Annotated in this window: 17 protein-coding genes and 1 other RNA gene; 8 read left to right on the top strand and 10 right to left on the bottom strand. The window is 63.0% G+C overall.

Going from position 1 to position 20,914, the window contains the following annotated elements; genetic code table 11:
* Window positions 1-99 precede the first annotated feature (99 nt).
* The 3 genes from QCE63_RS11635 to QCE63_RS11625 all read left to right on the top strand — a co-directional run bounded on the left by QCE63_RS11635 (window position 100) and on the right by QCE63_RS11625 (window position 3,008).
* Complete coding sequence (locus tag QCE63_RS11635; protein ID WP_309832979.1) at window positions 100-1,170, top strand: substrate-binding domain-containing protein; 1,071 nt, start codon at window positions 100-102, stop codon at window positions 1,168-1,170.
* A gap of 127 nt (window positions 1,171-1,297) precedes the next feature.
* Entirely contained in the window at window positions 1,298-1,567 is a 270-nt protein-coding gene (locus tag QCE63_RS11630; RefSeq protein WP_309832977.1) for a hypothetical protein, read from the top strand.
* 364 nt (window positions 1,568-1,931) lie between these two features.
* The gene (locus QCE63_RS11625; RefSeq protein WP_309832976.1) at window positions 1,932-3,008 is read left to right on the top strand and encodes a glycosyltransferase family 4 protein; all 1,077 of its coding nucleotides are present in this window, start codon (window positions 1,932-1,934) and stop codon (window positions 3,006-3,008) included.
* A 19-nt stretch (window positions 3,009-3,027) separates the two neighbouring features.
* On the opposite strand, the gene QCE63_RS11620 is transcribed toward QCE63_RS11625, so the two are convergent.
* From QCE63_RS11620 to ompA, 10 genes are all read right to left on the bottom strand, one after another.
* The gene (locus QCE63_RS11620; protein WP_309832975.1) at window positions 3,028-5,454 is read right to left on the bottom strand and encodes an FG-GAP-like repeat-containing protein; all 2,427 of its coding nucleotides are present in this window, start codon (window positions 5,452-5,454) and stop codon (window positions 3,028-3,030) included.
* A gap of 305 nt (window positions 5,455-5,759) precedes the next feature.
* The gene (locus tag QCE63_RS11615; RefSeq protein WP_309832974.1) at window positions 5,760-6,548 is read right to left on the bottom strand and encodes a MipA/OmpV family protein; all 789 of its coding nucleotides are present in this window, start codon (window positions 6,546-6,548) and stop codon (window positions 5,760-5,762) included.
* A complete protein-coding gene (locus QCE63_RS11610; protein ID WP_309832973.1) occupies window positions 6,545-7,426 on the bottom strand; it encodes an alpha/beta fold hydrolase in 882 nt (293 codons plus the stop codon). Before QCE63_RS11610 ends, QCE63_RS11615 begins: the two co-directional genes overlap by 4 nt.
* 2 nt (window positions 7,427-7,428) lie before the next feature.
* On the bottom strand, window positions 7,429-8,223 hold the full coding sequence (locus QCE63_RS11605) for a DUF4118 domain-containing protein (protein ID WP_309832971.1): 795 nt from the start codon (window positions 8,221-8,223) through the stop codon (window positions 7,429-7,431).
* 282 nt (window positions 8,224-8,505) lie between these two features.
* Window positions 8,506-9,045 (bottom strand): hypothetical protein, encoded by a 540-nt coding sequence (locus tag QCE63_RS11600; RefSeq protein WP_309832970.1) that lies wholly within the window; start codon window positions 9,043-9,045, stop codon window positions 8,506-8,508.
* Between the two features lie 290 nt (window positions 9,046-9,335).
* On the bottom strand, window positions 9,336-9,980 hold the full coding sequence (locus QCE63_RS11595; protein WP_309832969.1) for a hypothetical protein: 645 nt from the start codon (window positions 9,978-9,980) through the stop codon (window positions 9,336-9,338).
* Window positions 9,981-10,412: 432 nt separating this feature from the next.
* Window positions 10,413-10,771: a transfer-messenger RNA gene (gene ssrA, locus QCE63_RS11590) on the bottom strand.
* A 79-nt stretch (window positions 10,772-10,850) separates the two neighbouring features.
* The gene (gene gph / locus QCE63_RS11585; RefSeq protein WP_309832968.1) at window positions 10,851-11,615 is read right to left on the bottom strand and encodes a phosphoglycolate phosphatase; all 765 of its coding nucleotides are present in this window, start codon (window positions 11,613-11,615) and stop codon (window positions 10,851-10,853) included.
* A gap of 4 nt (window positions 11,616-11,619) precedes the next feature.
* On the bottom strand, window positions 11,620-12,318 hold the full coding sequence (ubiG, locus tag QCE63_RS11580; protein ID WP_309833790.1) for a bifunctional 2-polyprenyl-6-hydroxyphenol methylase/3-demethylubiquinol 3-O-methyltransferase UbiG: 699 nt from the start codon (window positions 12,316-12,318) through the stop codon (window positions 11,620-11,622).
* A gap of 211 nt (window positions 12,319-12,529) precedes the next feature.
* Window positions 12,530-13,192, bottom strand: a complete 663-nt coding sequence (gene ompA / locus QCE63_RS11575) for an outer membrane protein OmpA (RefSeq protein WP_309832967.1) — start codon at window positions 13,190-13,192, stop codon at window positions 12,530-12,532.
* Between the two features lie 750 nt (window positions 13,193-13,942).
* Here ompA and gyrA point away from each other — a divergent pair.
* From gyrA to QCE63_RS11550, 5 genes are all read left to right on the top strand, one after another.
* Window positions 13,943-16,594 carry a DNA gyrase subunit A gene (gene gyrA, locus QCE63_RS11570; protein WP_309832965.1) on the top strand — a complete coding sequence of 884 codons (2,652 nt, stop codon included), beginning with the start codon at window positions 13,943-13,945 and terminating at the stop codon, window positions 16,592-16,594.
* A 199-nt stretch (window positions 16,595-16,793) separates the two neighbouring features.
* Window positions 16,794-17,405: a DUF2059 domain-containing protein gene (locus QCE63_RS11565; RefSeq protein WP_309833788.1), complete on the top strand. Its 612-nt coding sequence runs from the start codon at window positions 16,794-16,796 to the stop codon at window positions 17,403-17,405.
* 187 nt (window positions 17,406-17,592) lie between these two features.
* The gene (gene serC / locus QCE63_RS11560) at window positions 17,593-18,675 is read left to right on the top strand and encodes a 3-phosphoserine/phosphohydroxythreonine transaminase (protein ID WP_309832964.1); all 1,083 of its coding nucleotides are present in this window, start codon (window positions 17,593-17,595) and stop codon (window positions 18,673-18,675) included.
* 25 nt (window positions 18,676-18,700) lie between these two features.
* On the top strand, window positions 18,701-19,783 hold the full coding sequence (pheA, locus tag QCE63_RS11555; protein ID WP_309832963.1) for a prephenate dehydratase: 1,083 nt from the start codon (window positions 18,701-18,703) through the stop codon (window positions 19,781-19,783).
* 66 nt (window positions 19,784-19,849) lie between these two features.
* Window positions 19,850-20,785, top strand: coding sequence for a prephenate dehydrogenase/arogenate dehydrogenase family protein (locus QCE63_RS11550; protein WP_309832962.1), 936 nt, complete (start codon window positions 19,850-19,852; stop codon window positions 20,783-20,785).
* Window positions 20,786-20,914 lie beyond the last annotated feature (129 nt).

Below are 20,914 nucleotides of genomic sequence, written 5' to 3'. Positions count from 1 at the left end.
TTGTGGTACATATTTGAGTCGATATAATTTCAGGTGCCGAGCCTGTAAAAGAACAATAGGCGTCGTGATATATCCTGGCAATAGGAGGGGGGAGTACATATGGTTGATGTCGAATGCCGTGCGGAGCTGGTGCTGCGGGACGCCGATGGCCGGGAAACCAGTCTCAGCGCGGTTGTGCCGCTGCTGCAGCTGGTCGCGCAAACAGGCAGCATCGCGAATGCCGCGAACGCTAAGGGTTTGTCCTATCGGCATGCGTGGGGTTTATTGCGGGATATCGAAGCGCGTCTCGGCGGCGCGCTCATCACTAAGTCACGCGGACGGGGCTCGGTGCTGTCCGAACTGGGCGAGTCCGTGCTGCGTGCGCAGCGGGTCTGCGGAGACCGGCTTGCAGCGCCACTGGAAGCCGTGGCGAGCGAAGTAGCGGGAGAACTGAACCGGCGCCTTGCGGGCGATGTCATGCAGGTGCGGATCCACGCGTCGCACGGCTACGCGGTCGCGACACTCGTGCGTGCGCTTGGCGAGCAGCGCGTGCCGGTCGACATCAAGTATCGGGAAAGTGCGGAGGCGGTCAGCGCGCTGGCGCGCGGCGAGTGCGAACTGGCGGGCTTCCATCTGCCGATCGGCGAGTTTCGTTCGACCTGCGCCGACATCTATCGTCCCTGGCTGGATCAGCGCAAGCATCAGCTGATCCGTCTCACGCGTCGCACGCAGGGTCTGTTTCTGCCGAAGGGCAATCCGAAGCGGATCATGGGCCTGCGCGATCTCGCGCGCCACGACGTGCGCTTCGTGAACCGGCAGCCCGGTTCGGGCACGCGCATGCTGCTGGATCTGTCGTTGCGGAGCGTAGGGGTCGATCCGGACCAGATCAACGGCTATGCGACCACGGAACTCACGCATTCGGCGATTGCCGCGTTCGTCGCGAGCGGCATGGCGGATCTCGGCTTTGGCGTGCAGCCTGCGGCGCAGCATTTCGCGCTCGACTTCATTCCGATCATCGACGAGGACTACTTCTTCGCCTGCGAACGCGCTCGGCTCGACGAGGCGCGTCTGGCCTCGGTCCTGCGCACTTTGCGCAGCCCCGGCTTCACCGATAGCGTCGCGCACCTCGAAGGCTACGATCCGGCGCGCTGCGGCACGGTGGTCGATGTCGATGAAGGGCTGCGCGGGTAATGCGCCGCAATGCGCGGTAAGAGGTTGAACCGGTTTCGGAACTGCCATGGGCGGCGAATTGGGTTAACCTAACGCTTTGCTGTCAGCCTCTTCGTTCAAGACGCGGTTTCGCCGCGCGACTATTGCCATGAAACTCTCGTTGCTTGCCTGTTCCGCTGCCGCGCTCGTCGCCGGCGCCGCTTATCTGGTTCCTGTCGCCTTTGCCCAGAATTCGCCTGGCATGCCAGGCGGCATCCTGCAAGACCAGTTCCGTCTCAACGAACATCCGCAGATGCAGTTCGCCGCCTCCGCGCCGTCGGAGAAGTATCAGAACGGCAAGTCCGCGATGCGCCGCCGCGGCGATTCCGGCGACCCGAACGGCTGTAACCTGAAGTGCCCGAAAGACGGCTCGAACTGATTTTCAGCGCCTGTATTACCGCGGCGCGTGTTCTCGCGCCGCGTCTCTCCTCCCGCCGCTTGTCCCCGTGCAACCGCGTCCGATTGACGCGCCGCCGTACCGTTCGACGCACTTTTCTGCCGCGACCGAAAAACACTACCTGATGGCGTGCGTTTGATATGACGTCAGGAGTACGTTAACCGTGCGCGGTGCTCTGCGATTTTCCCGGCGGGCGCCTTGATTCTCATAACGATAAAAACAGGAAGTGCGCTGACTGGCCGGTGACGCGATTCATCGCGCGTGCGGCCGGCGGCAACGAGGACACCCTACGTTGGCAGGACGGATCGGGCTCCGGGCGCTTCGGAATAGCCGAGGGACAGCATACATGCGAATTCTCCAGGTCATACTGGCGCCTCGCCTCTCAGGGGCGGAGGTGATCGCGAAGGGCGTGGCGATCGGTCATCAGCAAGGAGGACACAGCGTCTGCATTGCGTCGCTGATGCCGGAGCACGACGATTTCGCTCACATCAGCGCCGAACTTCAGGCCCATGACGTGATCCGCCGGTTTCCGAAACGGCCGCTGGGCCGGCTCGGACGTCTGCTGTTCCTGCAGCGGGCGATCCGCACCTTCAAGCCCGATATCATCTTTGCGCACGCGACGATTCCCGCGCTCTACGTCCGCGCCTTGCCGACACGCGTGCCGATCGTGTGGGTCATGCATTCCGGCGTGAACGATTTCGCGAACGGCCTGCTGCTGCGCGCGGAACGCTTGCTCTCGGGGCGCGCGAAAGCGGTGATCGGCGTGTCGCAGAAGAACATCGACGAGTACGTGCGGGAGATCGGCTCGCATCCGTCGATGATCGTCGTGCCGAACGGCGTCGATGTCTCGCACTTCACGGACGCAACGCTGCCCGCCGCGCCGGTTGCGCACAAGCAGATCGTGCAGGTAGGCCGCTACATTCCCGAGAAGAACCAGTTGCAGACGGTCGAAGCCTTCGCACACGTGGCCCGCGTGCATCCCGATGCGCGCCTGCGGCTGTGCGGCGTGATCGAGAATGTCGCGTATCACAAGGCCGTGGTCCAACGCGTTGCGCAACTGGGGCTCACCGAGCGCGTGGCGATCGACGGGCCGCAGATGCAGGTCGCGCAGATCCTGCGTGCGTCGTCGGTGTTCGCGATGCCGTCGAGCTTCGAGTCGCAGGGCATCAGCTTTCTGGAGGCGCTTGCGTCGGGCATTCCGGTGGTGGCGAGTGCGATTGCCGCGTTCGGCTTCGCGAGCAATTTTGCCGGCGTGCAGTTGCTCGATACCGCCGACATCGACGCCTATGCGCGCGGGCTCCTCGACGCGCTCACACAGCCGCGCGCCGAACGTCCGCTCAACGGTCTCACCTTGCAGGGCACGGCGGACCGTTATCTGGCGATCGCGCGCGATGTACTGAACCTGCGGGTTGGTCTGGGCTGAATTCGGATTGGGGTCGTTCTCATCGGCCCCAATAGCCGAGTGTCTTGAGCCACAACGACTCGGAGAACAGCCCCGGCAGATCGCCCCACAACTGCACGGGGCCGAGATTGAAGCCCGTGTCGAAGTCGCGGCCCGCGACGCTCGGCGGCCCGCCCGTGTAGTAGAACTCGCCGAGACGCGCGTTGGCGCGTCTGAAGAACACCAGCGTCGCGTGATTGTCGTGCTCGTCGCGGCGGATCAGCGCGGGCATCGAGTCGGCGTAGGACGTATCGGCGAGCGTTGCGCTTTCGCGGGCCGCGCCGAACACCTTGCCGCCCTTCATCGTGAAGACGCGGGTGCCGGTTGCGTCGCCGCGCGGTTCGAGCACGACGAGATCGTCGATGCCGTCGCCGTCGATATCGCCCGCCACCACTTTCACGAACGGCGCCCGGAACTGCGGCCAGACGTTCGTGCGATAGGCCGGCGTGAAGCCGCTCCCGCTGCTCGTGAACTGCGACAGCGTGAGCGCGCCGTTCACGTCCTCCAGCGCGACGAGTCCCGCACGGCGCGCGTCAGCCGCGCCCGCGACGCGCGCGGGCATGAAGCGCGCGCCCGCGTCGAGTTCGGGCGCCGTCAGCCAGCGCACAGGCGCGTTGCCGCCCGCCGGACCCGCCGTCAGCACGTCGAGATCGAGTCCCGCGTCGTGGCGCTTGCGGGCAATCAGCACGTCGGCGCGGCCATCGCCGTTGAAGTCGCCGGCAACGTATTGCTGCGCGTCGGCGGGCGTCCAGTCGGCGCTTGTCTGGTACCAGAGGCGCGGCGCCGCGAAGTGCGCGCCCGTGCTTTTCAGCAGCCAGAAAGCCGTGCCGCCGTTGCGCGGCGTGATGACCATCAGGTCGGCGCGGCCGTCGCCGTCGACATCCGCGAGCAGGAAGCGCGCGCTGTCGAAGCAGAGTACGTCGCCGGTGCAGGTGGGCGTGAGCGTCGCGTGCGGATCGAACGGCACGGCATTCAGGTACCACGGCGACGCCTGGTCCATGCGCGACATCTCCGCCACCCACACGTTGAAGCCCGGCCCGTCCTTGCGACGCTGCACGTACACGACGCTGTCCCGGCCCGCGCCTTTCACGTCGCCATAGAGGGCGCCTTCCTGGCGCGCGTCGGTCCAGACGGTCTGCGGCGAGGGCGACCAGCGGTACTGCGCCGTGGACATCGAGCAGCGGCCGGCGTCCAGCAGGCCGTCCTTTTCGCCGAGGCAGTGATCGAGCGGCGTGTAGACGAAGCCGAAGTCCCACGGCGTCCAGCGTTGCGCCGGGCTCGACGGGCTGCAGGCTTGTTCGACGAAGCCCGCATCGCGTTCCGCGATGCAGCCGCGCGTCGCGGCGTTGACGAGCAGGGCGTCGTTCTTGTCGCCCGGCATGACCGGCAACTGCTGCCAGAACCAGTTCTGCGACGGCGCGCCCGAGCACGCCGCCAGCCGTGGCGCGCGGCCGGTGCCGGACGAATCGATGCAGCGGCTCGAATACTCGTTGACGAGCTGGAACGGTCGCAACTGGAAATCCGGGCCGGGATCGTTCGAGCGGGCCGTGGTGCGATAGCGCCGCGCCACCCAGTTGCCGTCCCACATGTATTCGCCGAAGACGTGGCCTGCCTCGTTGCCATCGATCGCAAAATAGCTGCCGACGACATCGCGCTTCGTCTGGATCTCGTCGGCGCTCAGGTTCTTGGGCAGGCCGCCGGTCGGATACGTGATGTGATAGCTGATCGGTACGCTGCGCTTCAGGCTCTGCGCGACCGCGCGAGTGATGCGGGCAGCGTAGATATGGTCCGGGTGCTCCATGAAGGCGACCGTATCCGGATTGAGCGTGTAGATGTCCGTGGCGGGCGACAGGATCTCGCGCAGCGTCGCGCTCAGCGAGGCGCGATCGTAGCGGGTTGCGCCGCTGCCGTCGGCGTTCATCGGATGGGTGGTGAGAGTCTCGCCGCGATCCCAGAGCAGGCCGAGCGGCACCTTGCCGCCGCGCACGTGTCCGCCGGGCAGGCGCAGCTCCAGCAGCTTCACTTTCGGCTGGGGTTTGAGCACGATCTGATGAACCGGCTTGCCCGCGAACATGACGGTCGATTCGTCCCATTCATCGGCGACGCCGGCCATGCGGGCATAGGCGAGCTGGGTGCCGGTCTCGCGCAGCACGACGTAGTCGAACTTCGCGTCGTTCGAGCCGCCGATCAGATGGACGACGGTGACGCACCAGCCCGCCTTGAGCTTGTCGCTGATGCCGGGGTTGACGAACAGCAGGTCGTCGTCGAGATGCGCGACCACGGTGACGAGCGTGCCGGCGCTGCAATCGGCGGAGGGCGCGGCGGCGCTTGCCGTAAGCGGGGACAGCGCGAGGATCGCGAGCAGCGCGGCACGCGCCAGGGACAGCCACGCGGTCACGCTGCGACTCACCGATATGCCTTTGCCCATGCTGTCCCCGTCAGCGACGCCGGCGCGCCCGTTGGTTCACAGGATAAAGCAGGAGAATGCGCTTGCGCGAGTCAGGCGGTCGGTGGTCGAACGAACATGTGTGCGGAGCGGTGATGCGGTGTGGTGTCGCAAACGGCCTCAGGCGGGGTTGGCGGACCGCTCCGATTCGAAGGCAAGGGTTGCGCGCCGATTCATTTCTGCGTAGGCGGGATCGTGGAGGCTCTTGCCACGTCTCTCAAGGATCTTCACCCCGCTTCGTGCGGGGTCTTTTTTGGATGGGGTGCGGGAGTGCTTCGGCGAAAGTTTCAGAAGCGATAAAGCAGTGAGGCCGTGCCGTTGAGGTCGAGGCGGCGCTCGGTGATGGGGCTGCCAGCTGCGTTGTGCTCGAGGCGGCCCACGACGGCCGCGATATTCACCGACCAGTGCCGGTTGAGCGTGCCGGTCGCACTGACGTTGAAATGAACGTCGCGCAGGCCGGAACCTGTGTCGTAACGCGGCAAGCCGGATGCCGCGCTTTCCTGTGGCGTGATGCCGAAGAAGGTTCGCGTGTATTCGCCGTTGGCCCACGTGAGGCCCGGACCTATCGAGAACAGCCACTTGCCGACGGGCGCCGATACCAGCAGATCGCCCGTCGCCGTCAGACCCTGGCCGGTCCCCGCGATGTCCTGATACACCGCCGCCGCGCCGGTGAACGCCCACACGGTGTAGTCGCCGAACAGACGCAGCTTCGGGCCATAGTGAACATTGGGCAAGCCGCTGAGCCGTGGGGAATCGGACGACGAGCGCGACTGGAAGTCAAAGCTCACCGACATCCCCAGGTGATAGTTGTCGCCCTGCAGCGCGTTGACGCCGAGCACGTCCGGTCCTTGCGAGAAGACCCGGTCTTTCCAGGAGATATCCTGCATGGGGAAGGGCAGCACCTGAAGCTGCGAGGAGCCGGGGAACTTCGGGAAGACGTACAGGCCGGGTCCGATCGAGACTTTCCAGTCGCCTGGCGTTTCGGGTTCATCGGCGTATGCGACGCTTGTCGTGCCGCATACGGCGAACGCGGCAAGCGCCGCTGCACGCCTCGCAGCCGTTGCTTCGAACATCATGGCTTCCGCGCCACGGCGCTCAACTGTCGCAGACGTCGGGCCAGCGCTCGCGAGACGACCGGGGTCGGCGTGGCGCAGGACGCGGAAGACGCGGCGCTCTCGCGCAGAAACAGCGTGCATTCGCGCGCGACGACCTCCCGTTCGTTGTCGGAGGCGATCATGTGGTACGAGTCGTCGAGCCAGATGGTGCGGAGAAACGGCGCCTTGATGCTGGCCGCGACGAGGCGCGCGTTGTGAGGGCTGGAGGTTTCATCGTCGATGGCGTGAATGATGAGGCAGTCGGCACCGATGCAGTTCAGCTTCCGGTTTACCGCTTCGGCAAGCCGGCTGGCCTCGTGAATCGCAGGCATCGTAATGAACGCAGGCCCCACTTCGCTGATGTCGCCTCTCTGCATCGCGCGGGCGATCTTCTCGCGCAGCGCCTCATTGCGCACGCCGTACGGCGTGTGCTCGCGGTAACGGTAGCGCGAGCGCCACGGCGTGAAATACACGGCGTCGAGCAGGAAGCGGTACCACGGTATCGCCCAGCCGTCGTAGTTCAAAGTGATCGACAGCAGCAGCAACGCGCGCACGTTCGGGCGCTGCTGCGCGACCGCGGCCGCCAGCGTCGCGCCCATCGACAGGCCGCACACCGAGACGTGCTCGTGCCGTGCCGCGAGTGCGTCGAACTCGGCAAGCGCCGCGTCGATCCACTGCCCCATCGGCGCGTGCCCCATGCCGGCGCTGTAACCGTCGAGGGTCGGCGCGTGAGTGGTGATGCCTTCCTCTGCGAGCGCGCGGGAAAGATAGCGCAGCTCCACCGGGGTGCTCGACAGGCCATGCAACAGGAGAACGGCGTGATCGTCGCGTGGCGTGGGGAAGATCAGAGAGGCGCGCATGGTCAGTCGTCCGTTCGAAGGACCAGGAATTCGCCGGTCGGCGTAGCGAAGCGCTCGCACACGCAGTCGCCTGTTTGCCAGTCGGGTCCGCTCATGAAACGCAGGCGATAGTGACCCGGCGTCAGGCGATCACTCACGCGTGCGAGATCCTCCTGATGCACTTGCGAATGCTTCGAGCCAAACGTCATGCCGAAGGAAAACAGTGCGTCGTCGACGTCATCACCGGTTGCGGGAACGGGTGTTGCCGCAACGCTGCCGCGCGTGCGGGCGCCAGTCGCGGGATCGAGCGCCTTGATGAGAATCAGCGACTGGTTGAAATGCGAGATGTGATGCAGCATGCGATGCATTTCATCGTTGGCGCGACGCGTGAGGAGGCGTTCGTTGTCGCCGCGCAATAGCATTTCATAGCGGGAGTGCGCGACGGACGCCAGCAGTTCGCCGCGATATTGTGCGCGCTTCAGGTGTTCGATCAGCGTGATTACGAGAATGGCAATGAGCAAGTAGGAAAGCATCAGGCCGACTAGCGGTTGATCGATAGGGCCGATACTGCCGTAGGGCGGGACGAACATGTAGATCGAGATGAACAGTCCCGTCAGCATGACGATGACGGCAGGGGCGAGGCCGCAGAAGTATTCCACGAGCACGGCGGCCAGGAGGAAGGTGATTTGCGGCATGATCGGGCCGAGCAGCGGGTGCAGCATCAGGCGGACAAAAAGCGCGGTGAAGAGAGCCGCAGCGGCGATGATCCAGCGTCTACGGCCTCGCGAGGCCCATCGTTCAGAGTTCTTGACTTGCATTGTTTCGTGTGGCGATTGAGTGCTTCTGGTTAATATCAAAAACTCGGGCGGTCATGTCGTGAAAATGGTTCGACTTGTGCGAACTACATGTTCTGGTTCAAGTATCGTTTCACGTTACGACGGAGTTTTTATGATTAATATCAAAAAATCGGGCGGTCATTTGATGAAAATCGTTCGGATCATGCGAACTGCATGTTTTGGTTAATGTGACAGGTTGAATAATTGAATAGTGGCGGTGACTGTGTTGATTTTCGAAATTCAGGTCGGATGGGTGTCGCGGGTTCAGCCGCGCCTCGGAACGACGCGCACGTTCCCGTTGGCGGTGGCCGCATCGCGCGGCTCGACATAGCGCGTCTTCTCGATCAGGTTGAATGCGTACATGCAATCCGGATAGAGCGCGCCCAGTCTGCTGAAGACTTGCTTGAACTCAGCCAGTCGCAGCGACCGCACGGACGCGTATTCAATGCCCATCCTGGTCAGCACGGCTGACAGCTCGGGTGTCTCGGTCTGAAATTCGAGGCGGGTCTCGTAGCCGATCACGGTTGCCAGCGGCTTTGCCCGGCTGGTCGAGCCGTCCACGAGAAGACACGCCGGTTTGCCCATGCCATTTTTAACGGTTCGGTCGATTGCGTCGTTGGCGCGCGCGATGCCTCCTGCCTTCTTCACTAGCGTGCTGGCGACACGCAATTGCTCGACGGGTGCCATGCGAGTCAGTTCATCCGTGAGTTCTGTCAAACTCGACACGCCAAAATACTGGATCAGGCGCTGTACGGCCTCTTCGTTTGCCACGGCCTTTTCTAATCGTTGCGCATCCGCGGGCATGACTTCGATCAGGCTTTGCAGATGAGCCGGGAAAAACCTCTTTGAACTTTTGCTGGAGTGCGAGCGCGGCCGACTACCAATCCTCATTTTTCGTTACTACCGATATCGCATAAGCGATAAGTCCGAAAAATATGATCTGGAAAAGAAAGTCAACGAGCGTCAGCAAGAAAACGCGGTCTTGTTGGCTAAGCGATTGCATGTATGAAAATCGGGCGATTCATCATGATGAAATCGCGTGAGAGGCGAGCGAATTGTCGGCGGCGTTCGCCACACGCCTTATCCCAGCCGGTTCAGAACAAGGCGATCTGTGTTGCAGAGGCTGGCTCGACGCTCACAGCGATGAGATCGATGGACGCGGCCGAGCCGGTTTTGAGAAGCGCGGCAAGATCGGATTGATGCAGCTCGACGGACCGTTGCCTGATCCAGCGCGTGTCGGAGCCATCAGCACGACGATAGAGCGTGACGCCGAGTACTTCATGGCTGATCAACGTATCGTCGCCGATACCTACGATCTTCTCGACAGTTTCGTGCGTCACTTGCAGGTACCACTCGCCGCACCGGCTCTCGAACGAATCGCCTGCTCGAAACGTGTACGCCGGCGAGGATGTCTCTGTTTCCAGCATGACCTTCCTCGAGATTTTCATGATCTCCTGGAAGTTGCTCTTCATCTCGACGCTTTCGCGTCTTCGGCGACGCAAGTCTGAAAGCGACAATTCGAACCTTTCCTGAGCGTTCCTCTCGCGCAATGCCAAGGTGATATTTGCGTCGATTCGTTCGACGAAGCGTATGTCCAGCGCTCCCTTGAATGCCTCATGGACCCAGAAGAACCAGCCGTGCGCAAACCCCTTCACCTGTCCGCGCGTGTCGGAAAAGCACACGGTTTCGAGAGGAACGCGACGCGCCGCACGCGGCTTCACAGGCGCTTGCCCGCTCATCATGCTTCTCCTTTCCGTTCACTTAATTGTTCCGGGACTGGGCCGCACGGGACGGTTTCGAGTCATTTCGGGGCGTGAACAAAATGAAAACGTCCGAGCCAGCCGCGAAGATGATTTGATTGCGCGAACTCACTCGCCTGGACCCTGTCGCGTGCAACACCGACGAAACGCTCACGGTGCCCAGCGAACGGGGTCGGGGCGCTCGAACGTTTGCGAACTGCTCGCCCGAAAAGTACTGTGGCGATCAGATGAGAGTCTCGAAAAAAACCGCGATGCGCGCTACTAGAAAAATCTGAAATAGAGGAGGTTGAAACGCGCCGTCGCTGTAGCGAACGGTTGCCGCTGCCAAGACCATGGACGCAAAGGGCGAGACTGAAGGCGAAAAAAAACCCGCGTAAGGCGATGACCTTATGCGGGTTTTCTGGAGGATTCTGGTGGAGGCGGCGGGAATCGAACCCGCGTCCAGAAGCGCTCTACGAACAGTTCTACATACTTAGTTCTGTCTTTTGATTTAACTGCCACGACGCGGACGAACACGCTGCGTGACGGCGATTCACTAAATTTTCGACCTTGGCGTCGCGACGCCGCAAAGGCTTATCTGACGTATATGACCTCTCGTGGTATTGCTACCCTAACCCGTCAGCGAATTAGTGAGAGGACGGCTAGCCCTTAGGCAGCCAGTGCGAACGTTTCGTCGTTTGCAGTTACGTTTTTCCCATTGATTAACGAGGTGACGGGTCCTCGGTATGCCCTGACCGCTTCACAACCCCTGTCGAAACCAGGTCGCCCCCAAAACTGAACGATGATTATCCCACGAAACGCCAGATGGGGCGAACTGCGGGATTCTCAAGCCATCATTTCAGCAGCTTCTCAACCGATGTCACGCAGCAGCTGCTGCAGCTCCTCCGGCGTGTCCACCACATGGGTGGCATGCCAGCGACGCGGCGGAATGTCGTCGCCGCAATAGCCATAGGCGGCTGCGACCGTGATCATGCCGGCCGCGAAACCCGCTTGCACGTCGCGGAGATCGTCGCCGACATAGACGATGCGCTCCGGTGCGACATCGAGCAACTCAGCCGCGTGCAGCAGCGGCGCCGGATGGGGCTTCGAATGCGGCGTCGTGTCGCCGCAGACGAGACAGCCGGCGCGCGCGTCCAGTCCAAGCAGCGCGACGAGCGGCTCGGACAGCCGCGTCACCTTGTTCGTCACGATGCCCCAGCGCACGCCGCGGGCATCGAGCTGGTCGAGCAGTTCGAGGATGCCGGGAAAGAGCGTCGTCTCGATACACAAATCGGCTTCGTAATTGGCGAGGAATTCGTCGCGCATCGCCGCGAAGTCATGATGTTCCGGGCCAATCTCGAAAGCGCCGCCCAGCAGCCCGCGCGCACCCGCCGACGCAAACGGCCGCAGCAGTTCCAGCGGCCGCATTTCGAGGCCACGGTCGTGACGCATCTTGTTCACCGCCGCGACGAGGTCGGGCGCGGTGTCGGCGAGGGTACCGTCGAGATCGAACAGCACGGCCTGGCAGAGCCCGAGACCGTCCCGTTCGGCGACGCGCTGGGGCAGGGGCGTGGGGTCGTCCGGCAATGGCTGGGTGTCGAGGGTGCCCGTAACGAGGGGATCTTCTGGGTTCATGGCGTCAGGCTTCGCGACGGCAAGCCATCATGTAGTTGATGCTCGTGTCGTTCGACAATCCGAAGCGCTTCGAGATCGGCCGATAGGTGATGCCCTTGATATCCACGGGCAGCAGCGATGCCGTGCGCGCGAAGGTCGCGAGTTCCGACGGCTTGATGAAGCGCGCGTAATCGTGCGTGCCGCGCGGCAGCATGCGCGCGATGTACTCGGCCCCGATGACGGCGAACAAATAGGCCTTCGCGTTGCGGTTCAGCGTGGAGAAGAATACCCAGCCGCCCGGTTTCACGAGCGTGGCGCATGCGGCGACGGTGCCGGCGGGATTCGGCACGTGTTCGAGCATTTCCATGCAGGTGACGACGTCGTAGGACGCGGGCTCGCGCGCGGCGAGCGCTTCCGCCGAAATCTCCTCGTAGGCGACTTCGACACCGCTCTCGAGGCTATGCAGATCCGCAACGCCCAACGCGCTCGACGAGAGATCGATGCCCTTGACGCTGGCGCCGCGCGTGGCCATCGATTCCGACAGGATGCCGCCGCCGCAGCCGATGTCCACCACGCGCTTGCTCATCAGGTGGGCGTGGGCGTCGATCCAGTCGAGACGAACCGGGTTGAGTTCGTGCAGCGGCTTGAACTCGGCGTTCGGGTCCCACCAGCGATGCGCCAGCTCGCTGAATTTTTGTAGTTCGTGGGGATCGACATTGGTCATGTTGGGAATTGCCTTGGATTGAGTCGTCATGCGCTCGGTTATCGATTAGGCCGAGTATATAGGCGTCTCCGGAGGCGGGCAAAAAGGCGCCGGCCCGGATTGCCGGGGGAGTGTGGGCCCAGCGTGTTCAGGACAAGCTGCAAGCCTGAAGAAAGGCATAAAAAAACCCCCGCCGAAGCGGGGGTTTGATCTGCGGCAATCCAACTCGCGATTACTGCTGCGGCTGACGCGTCGTGCCGACAACTTCGACTTCCACGCGACGATCCGGTGCGAGGCAGGCGATCAGTTGCTTGCGGTTCTTCTGCTGGCACTTGCCGCCCGTAACCGGGTCGCGCTTGCCCTTGCCTTCCGTGTAGACACGGTTGGCTTCGATGCCCTTGCTGACCAGGTAAGCCTTCACAGCTTGCGCGCGGCGCAGCGACAGACGATCGTTGTACTTGTCCGAACCGATACGGTCCGTGTAACCCGTTGCAACCACAACTTCGAGGTTCAGCGCGCCGATCTTCGATGCCAGATCGTCGAGTTGCTGCTTGCCAGCCGGCTTCAGGACGGCCTTGTCGAAGTCGAACAGGGCGTCAGCCTGGTAGGTAACCTTTTGCGACTGGATGACCGGCGGCGGCGGAGCAACCGGTGCCGGCGGCGTCGGTGCTTGCGCGACCAGCGCGCCATCGCACTTCGCGTTTGCCGTAGCCGGGGTCCAGAACGCATCGCGCCAGCACAGTTCGTTCGTGCCGTTCATCCACACATATTCGCCCGTGCCGTTCACCCAGTTATCATTCACTGCTTGTCGCGAGGCCGGCACCGACTGCGCCGAGGCCGATGCAGCCATAACTGCGGTAGCTGCAATGAACGCGAGCTTTGAAAGTTTATTCATATTTCTCCTCTCGAAATTGAGATTACCGCAGGTTTACTGCGAGCCTGTAGACGAAGACAAGTCATACATTGCTCGAAGTATAACATTCCCTACGGAACAAAACGCGCTGTGTAGACTTCGAGCAGTGTCTAACTTTGTGCGTTGGCATTTTGCCATATCGTTCCCTTGCAACGATAAAAATATCCCCGCACCCTCAAGCCCCGCAACCTTATGTGGTGCTTCCGCAACATGAAAGGGACAGGAAGCGGCGCACGCCAAAGAAGGCGCAAAACCTGCGCACATTACGTGCCTGAGTGCCATTTTGTGCGGGATTTACTCGTCGAATTCGTTGCCGCGGATAAAACGGCGAGGCGGCATCATAGCCCGCCGACATGACGAACCGACGATACGCGTTCCCGCGATTTTGTAAATGTTTGGAACAGCATTGCGCATTGCGAACTTCGGATTCGCCATCCGGGTAATGTCGGCGGATCTGGATACACACACTATGTATACGCAGGGCGTCCGGTCGGGCAGGGTGCGCATGGTAGAATTTCCTGATGCGTTGCGTTCGCAGCGTGTGAAAAGCCATGAAGCAAAGCCATTAAGCGAGGCATACAGCGAGGCATGCAGCGGACGTCGGCCCTATAAGAAAGGCCGCCGCGCGGCGCATGTCACGCGGCTGGCGGGCGCGTAACGAGCATTCGAACCCGAATTCGACGCTCACGAACGCGCTGCCGTGTCGCCGCTGCACAGTTCAAGACACGGATAATGGATCAATTCGCCAAAGAGACTCTGCCAATCTCCCTCGAGGAGGAAATGCGCCGTTCGTATCTCGATTACGCGATGAGCGTGATCGTCGGACGTGCGCTTCCCGATGTCCGCGATGGCCTCAAGCCGGTGCATCGCCGGGCGCTGTATTCGATGCACGAGCTGAATAACGACTGGAACCGCGCGTACAAGAAGTCTGCGCGTATCGTCGGCGACGTCATCGGTAAATACCATCCTCACGGCGACGCCTCCGTCTACGAGACCATCGTGCGCATGGCGCAGCCTTTCTCGCTGCGCTACATGCTGGTGGACGGCCAGGGCAATTTCGGTTCGGTCGACGGCGACAACGCCGCCGCCATGCGCTACACCGAAATCCGCATGGCGAAGATCGGCCACGAGCTGCTGGCCGACATCGACAAGGAAACCGTCGACTTCGGTCCGAACTACGACGGCAGCGAAAACGAGCCGCTCGTCCTGCCGGCCCGAATCCCGAATTTGCTGATCAACGGTTCGGCGGGTATCGCGGTCGGCATGGCCACCAACATTCCGCCGCACAACCTGCGCGAAATCGTCGACGCCTGCCTGCATCTGCTGAATACGCCGGAAGCCACGGTCGACGAACTGATCGAGATCGTGCCCGCGCCCGACTTCCCGACCGCCGGCATCATCTACGGCGTCGCCGGCGTTCGCGACGGCTATCGCACGGGCCGCGGGCGCGTCGTGATGCGCGCGACCACGCACTTCGAAGAGATCGACCGCGGCCAGCGCATGGCGATCATCGTCGACGAAATCCCGTATCAGGTGAACAAGCGCACGCTGCTCGAGCGCATCGCCGAACTCGTCAACGAGAAGAAGCTGGAAGGCATCTCCGACATCCGCGACGAATCCGACAAGAGTGGCATGCGCGTCGTGATCGAGCTGAAGCGCGGCGAAGTGCCCGAAGTCATCCTGAACAACCTGTACAAGCAGACGCAGTTGCAGGACACGTTCGGCATGAACCTGGTCGCGCTCGTCGACGGCCAGCCGAAGCTCCTGAACCTGAAGGAAATGATCGAATGCTTCCTGTCGCATCGACGGGAAGTGCTGACGCGGCGCACGGTCTATGAACTGCGCAAGGCGCGCGATCGCGGCCACGTGCTCGAAGGTCTGGCGGTGGCGCTCGCGAACATCGACGAATTCATCGCCATCATCAAGGCCGCGCCCACGCCGCCCATCGCGCGTCAGGAACTGATGGCGCGTCCCTGGGACTCGTCGCTCGTGCGCGAGATGCTCACGCGCACCGAGACCGAAGCCTCGGGTGGCCGTGCGGCCTATCGGCCGGAAGGGCTTAATCTGGCGTACGGCCTGCAGGAAGACGGGCTGTACCGCCTGTCCGACGTGCAGGCGCAGGAAATCCTGCAGATGCGTCTGCAACGCCTCACCGGTCTGGAACAGGACAAGATCGTCGGCGAATACCGCGAGGTGATGGCGCAGATCGCCGACCTGCTCGACATCCTCGCGCGTCCGGAACGGATTCGCCAGATGATCGTCGACGAGCTCGGTCAGATCCGCGCGGAGTTCGGCGACGACCGCCGTTCGCGCATCGAGATGAACGCGACCGAGCTGAACACCGAAGACCTGATCACGCCGACGGACATGGTCGTCACCATGTCGCACGCGGGCTATGTGAAGTCGCAGCCGCTGTCCGAGTATCGCGCACAGAAGCGTGGCGGGCGCGGCAAGCAGGCGACGCAGATGAAGGAAGACGACTGGATCGACACGTTGTTCATCGCGAACACGCACGATCACATGCTGTGCTTCTCGAATCGCGGCCGCGTGTACTGGATCAAGGTGTACGAAGTGCCGCAGGGCTCGCGCAACTCGCGCGGCCGGCCGATCGTTAACATGTTCCCGCTGCAGGACGGCGAGAAGATCAACGTCGTGCTGCCGATCAAGGAATTCTCGGCGGACAAGTACGTGTTCATGGCCACCTCGCTCGGCACCGTCAAGAAGACGCCGCTCGAGGCGTTCAGCCGCCCGTTGAAGAAGGGCATCATCGCGGTGGGTCTGGACGAGGGCGATTACCTGATCGGCGCCGCGATCACCGACGGTCAACACGACGTCATGCTGTTCTCCGATTCCGGCAAGGCCGTGCGTTTCGACGAGAACGACGTGCGCGCGATGGGCCGGGAGGCACGCGGCGTGCGGGGCATGCAGCTGGAAGACGGGCAGCAGGTTATCGCGCTGCTGGTGGCGGGCGGTGAAAACCAGTCGGTGCTGACCGCAACTGAGAACGGCTACGGCAAGCGCACGCCGATCAATGAGTACACGCGTCATGGCCGCGGCACGAAGGGCATGATCGCGATCCAGACGTCGGAGCGCAACGGCCGCGTGGTGGCGGCAACGCTCGTCGAGCCGGAAAGCGAGATCATGCTGATCACGAATTCGGGCGTGCTGATTCGCACGCGAGTGTCCGAAATCCGTGAGATGGGCCGCGCAACCCAAGGTGTTACACTCATCAGCCTTGACGAGGGAACCAAGCTGTCCGGATTGCAGCACATCGCCGAGGCGGAAGCCGAAGCGGAACTCGACGAAGCCGATGCGCCGCTGAATGGCAATGCGTCGGGCAATGCGTCGGGCAATGAATCTGCTCCGGGCGATGAGGATGCCTGATATCGCGTAGTTGGCGATTCTCGGTTCTACCTCGTTTTAGCCGCGGTTATAGCATTTGTAAGCTTGGATTGGTTAAGCTGCGCGACGCAGCGCGTAAAGAGGTGGATTGCGGTCATCCGCGCGGATGACCGGATCGGCTTCAGATAACGCGAACGCTCGTGGCCAGTGCTGAACTGGATAATTTCTACAGGGAGTAATGATGCAAGGACGTTTCAAGCAGTGGATGTTGCTGGCCGCATTCGTGCCGACTTTCGCAATGGCTCAGTCGCTTCAGAACCAGGCGCCGGCCACGTCGGCAGCTCCGGCGCCGGCAGCAGCACCGGTTGATCCGGCCAAGCAAGCCGCGATCAAGGACCTGCTCGACGCCATCGACGCGCAGAAGCTGGTGGGCGCAATCGGCAACAGCGCGCAGATGCAGTCGAAGCAACTCGTCCCGGCCATCCTCTCGGACGCGCTGTCGGAAAACAAGTCGCTGAACGACAAGCAAAAGCAGGCTGCTGTCCCGACGCTGCAGAAGAACGCAGTGCCGAAGCTGGTCGACTCCGCGGGCCAGGTCTTCGCGACCGACTCGTTCCGCAAGGACGCCATGCAGGCTCAGTACGAGGCGTACGCGAAGTACTACACGACGGACGAGATCAAGGATCTGACCACGTTCTACAAGAGCCCGACCGGCCGCAAGTTCATTCAGGTGCAAGACCAGGTTGGCCGCGATGTGGTCAACGGCCTGATGCAGAAGTACATGCCGCAAGCCATCAAGGCAACGCGCACGCAAGCCGATCAGGAAGTGGCGAGCGTCAAGCCGGGTAAGTAAGCACGGCGGCATCGTCCGGACGGACCATGCGAAGGGGCTCACGGCCCCTTTCGTTGGCGCGTTTCCTGGACAGTGCGATAATGGCTGTTTGCGCGCGAGCGCAAGCAGCCATTTCTTTTTTGGGCGTGAACACGCGGTAATCACCTGGCCGCTGTTCGTTTCGCGCCTGCCATCCGGACTTTCTCAGATGCGCGTGTTCAATTTCTCCGCCGGCCCCGCGGCGATGCCAGAAGAAGTGCTCCAGCAAGCAGCCGACGAAATGCTCGATTGGCAAGGCAGCGGCATGAGCGTGATGGAAATGAGCCACCGCGGCGCCGAGTTCATGTCGATCCACGAAGCGGCGCTCACCGACCTGCGCGAACTGCTGCAGGTGCCGGCATCGCATCGCATCTTGTTCCTGCAGGGCGGGGGGCTTGGCGAGAACGCCATCGTGCCGATGAACCTGCTCGCCGGTAAGCACACGGTCGATTTCATCGTGACCGGTTCATGGTCTACCAAGTCATTCAAGGAAGCGCAGAAATACGGCACGGCCCATCTCGCGGCCAGCGGCAAGACGGAAGCGGGCTTCACGCGCGTGCCGGCCTTCGACGAATGGCAGTTGTCCGACGATCCGGCCTACGTGCATCTGTGCTCGAATGAAACCATCGACGGCGTCGAGGCCTTCGAGATTCCGGATCTCGGCGATATCCCGCTCGTCGCCGATGCTTCCTCGCACATCCTCTCGCGCCCTATGGACATCGCCAAGTACGGCGTGCTCTTTGGCGGCGCGCAGAAGAACATCGGCATGGCGGGCGTGACGGTCGTGATCGTGCGCGAGGATCTGCTCGACCGGGCGCTGCCCATCTGTCCGTCGGCGTTCGAGTGGAAGACCGTCGCCGAAAACAACTCGATGTACAACACGCCGCCCACCTATGCGATCTACATTGCGGGGCTCGTCTTCAAATGGCTGAAGAAGCAGGGCGGACTGGAAGCGATCGAAGCGCGCAACGTCGAGAAGGCGAAGCTGCTTTATGACACCATCGATTCCAGTGCTTTCTATGTCAACAAGGTGGAGCGGCAGAACCGTTCACGCATGAACGTGCCGTTCTTTCTCGCCGACGAATCGCGCAACGCGGATTTCCTGGCCGGCGCCAAGGCGCGCGGGCTGTTGCAACTGAAGGGCCACAAGTCCGTCGGCGGCATGCGGGCATCGATCTACAACGCGGTGCCGGTCGAGGGCGTCAAGGCGCTCGTCGAATACATGAAGGAATTCGAGCGCGCCAGCGCTTAAACCGGCATCACACATCTAGCACCGCATGGACGACGATCTCAATTCGCAACTCAAACCCCTGCGTGAGCGCATCGACGCGCTCGACGCGCAACTCATCGCGCTGCTGAACCAGCGTGCCTCCGTCGCGCTCGAAGTGGGCGAGGTGAAGAAGCATTTCAACGCACCGGTGTTTCGTCCCGAGCGCGAATTGCAGGTCATCGCGCGGCTTCAGGCCATGAGCCAGGGTCCGCTCGCGGACGACCACATCGCGTCGATCTGGCGCGAGATCATGGCCGCGAGCCGCGCGCTCGAACAGAGCATCAGCGCGGCATTCCTGGGCCCGGTCGGCACCTATAGCGAACAGGCGATGTTCGAGTATTTCGGACATTCCATTCATGGCGTGCCGTGTCCGTCGATCGACGAAGTGTTCCGCGCGGTCGAAGCCGGCGCGGCCCAGTACGGCGTCGTGCCGGTCGAGAATTCGGCCGAAGGCGCCGTGTCGCGCACGCTCGACCTGCTGCTGTCCACGTCGTTGCTGATCGGCGGCGAACTGGCCTTGCCGATCCATCACAACCTGCTGACGGCGTCCGGCACGCTCGACGGCGTCAAGCGCGTGTGCGCGCATCCGCAGGCGCTCGCGCAGTGCCAGCGCTGGCTCGCCGCCAATGCGCCGCATCTGGAGCGGCAGGCGGTATCGAGCAACGCCGAGGCGGCGCGCATGGCGGTCGAAGATGCGACGGTCGCGGCCATCGCAGGCGACCGCGCGGCGACCCATTACGGCCTCGGCGTCGTGTTCTCGATGATCCAGGACGATCCGCACAATCGCACGCGCTTCGTGATCATCGGGCGGGAGCCGACGGGTTCGAGCGGCCACGATCAGACTTCGCTGATCGTCACGGTGAAGAACGAGTCGGGCGCGGTGTTCAAGCTGCTGGAGCCGCTCGCGGCGCACGGCGTGTCGATGAACCGCTTCGAGTCGCGACCGGCGCGTGCCGGCACGTGGGAGTACTACTTCTATATCGACATCGAAGGCCATCGCGATGATCCGTCCGTCGCCGCCGCCCTCGACGAACTCGGGCACAAGGCCGCGTTCCTCAAGATTCTCGGTTCGTATCCGCGCGCCCGCTGACGGCTTCGTTGCCGTCGCGCGTGCGCGGCGGTCCGGTTTCCTGCGTCGCACGACGCGTTTTTATCGATGTCCCCCGTGGCTGCGTTCTCTTTCAATAAACTCGTTATCCTCGGCGTCGGCCTGATCGGCGGATCGCTCGCGCGCGCGCTGCGTGAACGCGCGGGTCTTGCAGGGCGGATCGTCGGCGTGGGGCGGTCGGCGCAGTCGGTGGCGCGGGCGCTCGAACTCGGCGTGATCGACGAAGCCGTCGCCCTCGACGACACTCCCGCGCTGACGCGCGCGCTCGAGGGCGCCGATCTCGTGCTGCTCGCCGCGCCCGTCGCGCAGACGGGACCGCTGCTCGCGCGCGTTGCGCCGTTGCTGGACCCGCACGCCATCGTCACCGATGCCGGCAGTACCAAGAGCGACGTCGTCGCGGCCGCGCGGCAGGCGCTGGGCGCGCGGATCGCGCAATTTGTGCCGGGGCATCCGATCGCGGGCCGCGAGTCGAGCGGCGTCGATGCGGCATTGCCGGAGCTGTATGTCGGACGCAATGTCGTGCTGACTCCGCTGGCGGAGAACGCACCCGCTGACGTTGAACGCATCGCGTCGATGTGGCGTGCCACCGGCGCCTGCGTGCGCGAGATGAGCGAGGCACAGCACGATCGCGTGTTCGCTTCGGTGAGCCATCTGCCGCATGTGCTGTCGTTCGCGCTCGTCGACCAGATCCTCGCGACGCCGGACGCCGAGCTGAAATTCTCATTCGCGGCGGGCGGGTTTCGCGACTTCACGCGCATCGCGGCGTCGAGTCCGGAAATGTGGCGCGACATCTGTCTGGCGAACCGCGCCGCGCTGCTCGCCGAACTGGACGATTACACGGCCGTGCTCGCGCGCTTTCGCGCGGCGATCGAAGCATCGGACGGTGCGGCGCTCGAAGAAGCGTTCGCCCGCTCGCGCGTGGCCCGCCGGGAATGGCAGGAGCGCGGCGGCGTCAGGCCGGCCGGTGAAAGCGCTGAGAAGTAAGACGCGGAAAAGCAAGCCGCGAAGAAGCACGCCGCGAAGAAGCACGCCGCGAAGAAGCACGCCGCGAAGAAGCACGCCGCGAAGAAGCACGCCGCGAAGAAGCACGCCGCGAAGAAGCACGCCGCGAAG

The sequence above is a fragment of the Caballeronia sp. LZ065 genome (genome assembly GCF_031450975.1).
Lineage (GTDB): Bacteria > Pseudomonadota > Gammaproteobacteria > Burkholderiales > Burkholderiaceae > Caballeronia.
The sequence above is the reverse complement of the archived record's forward strand: the minus strand, read 5'-3'. Positions and strand labels throughout refer to the sequence as shown.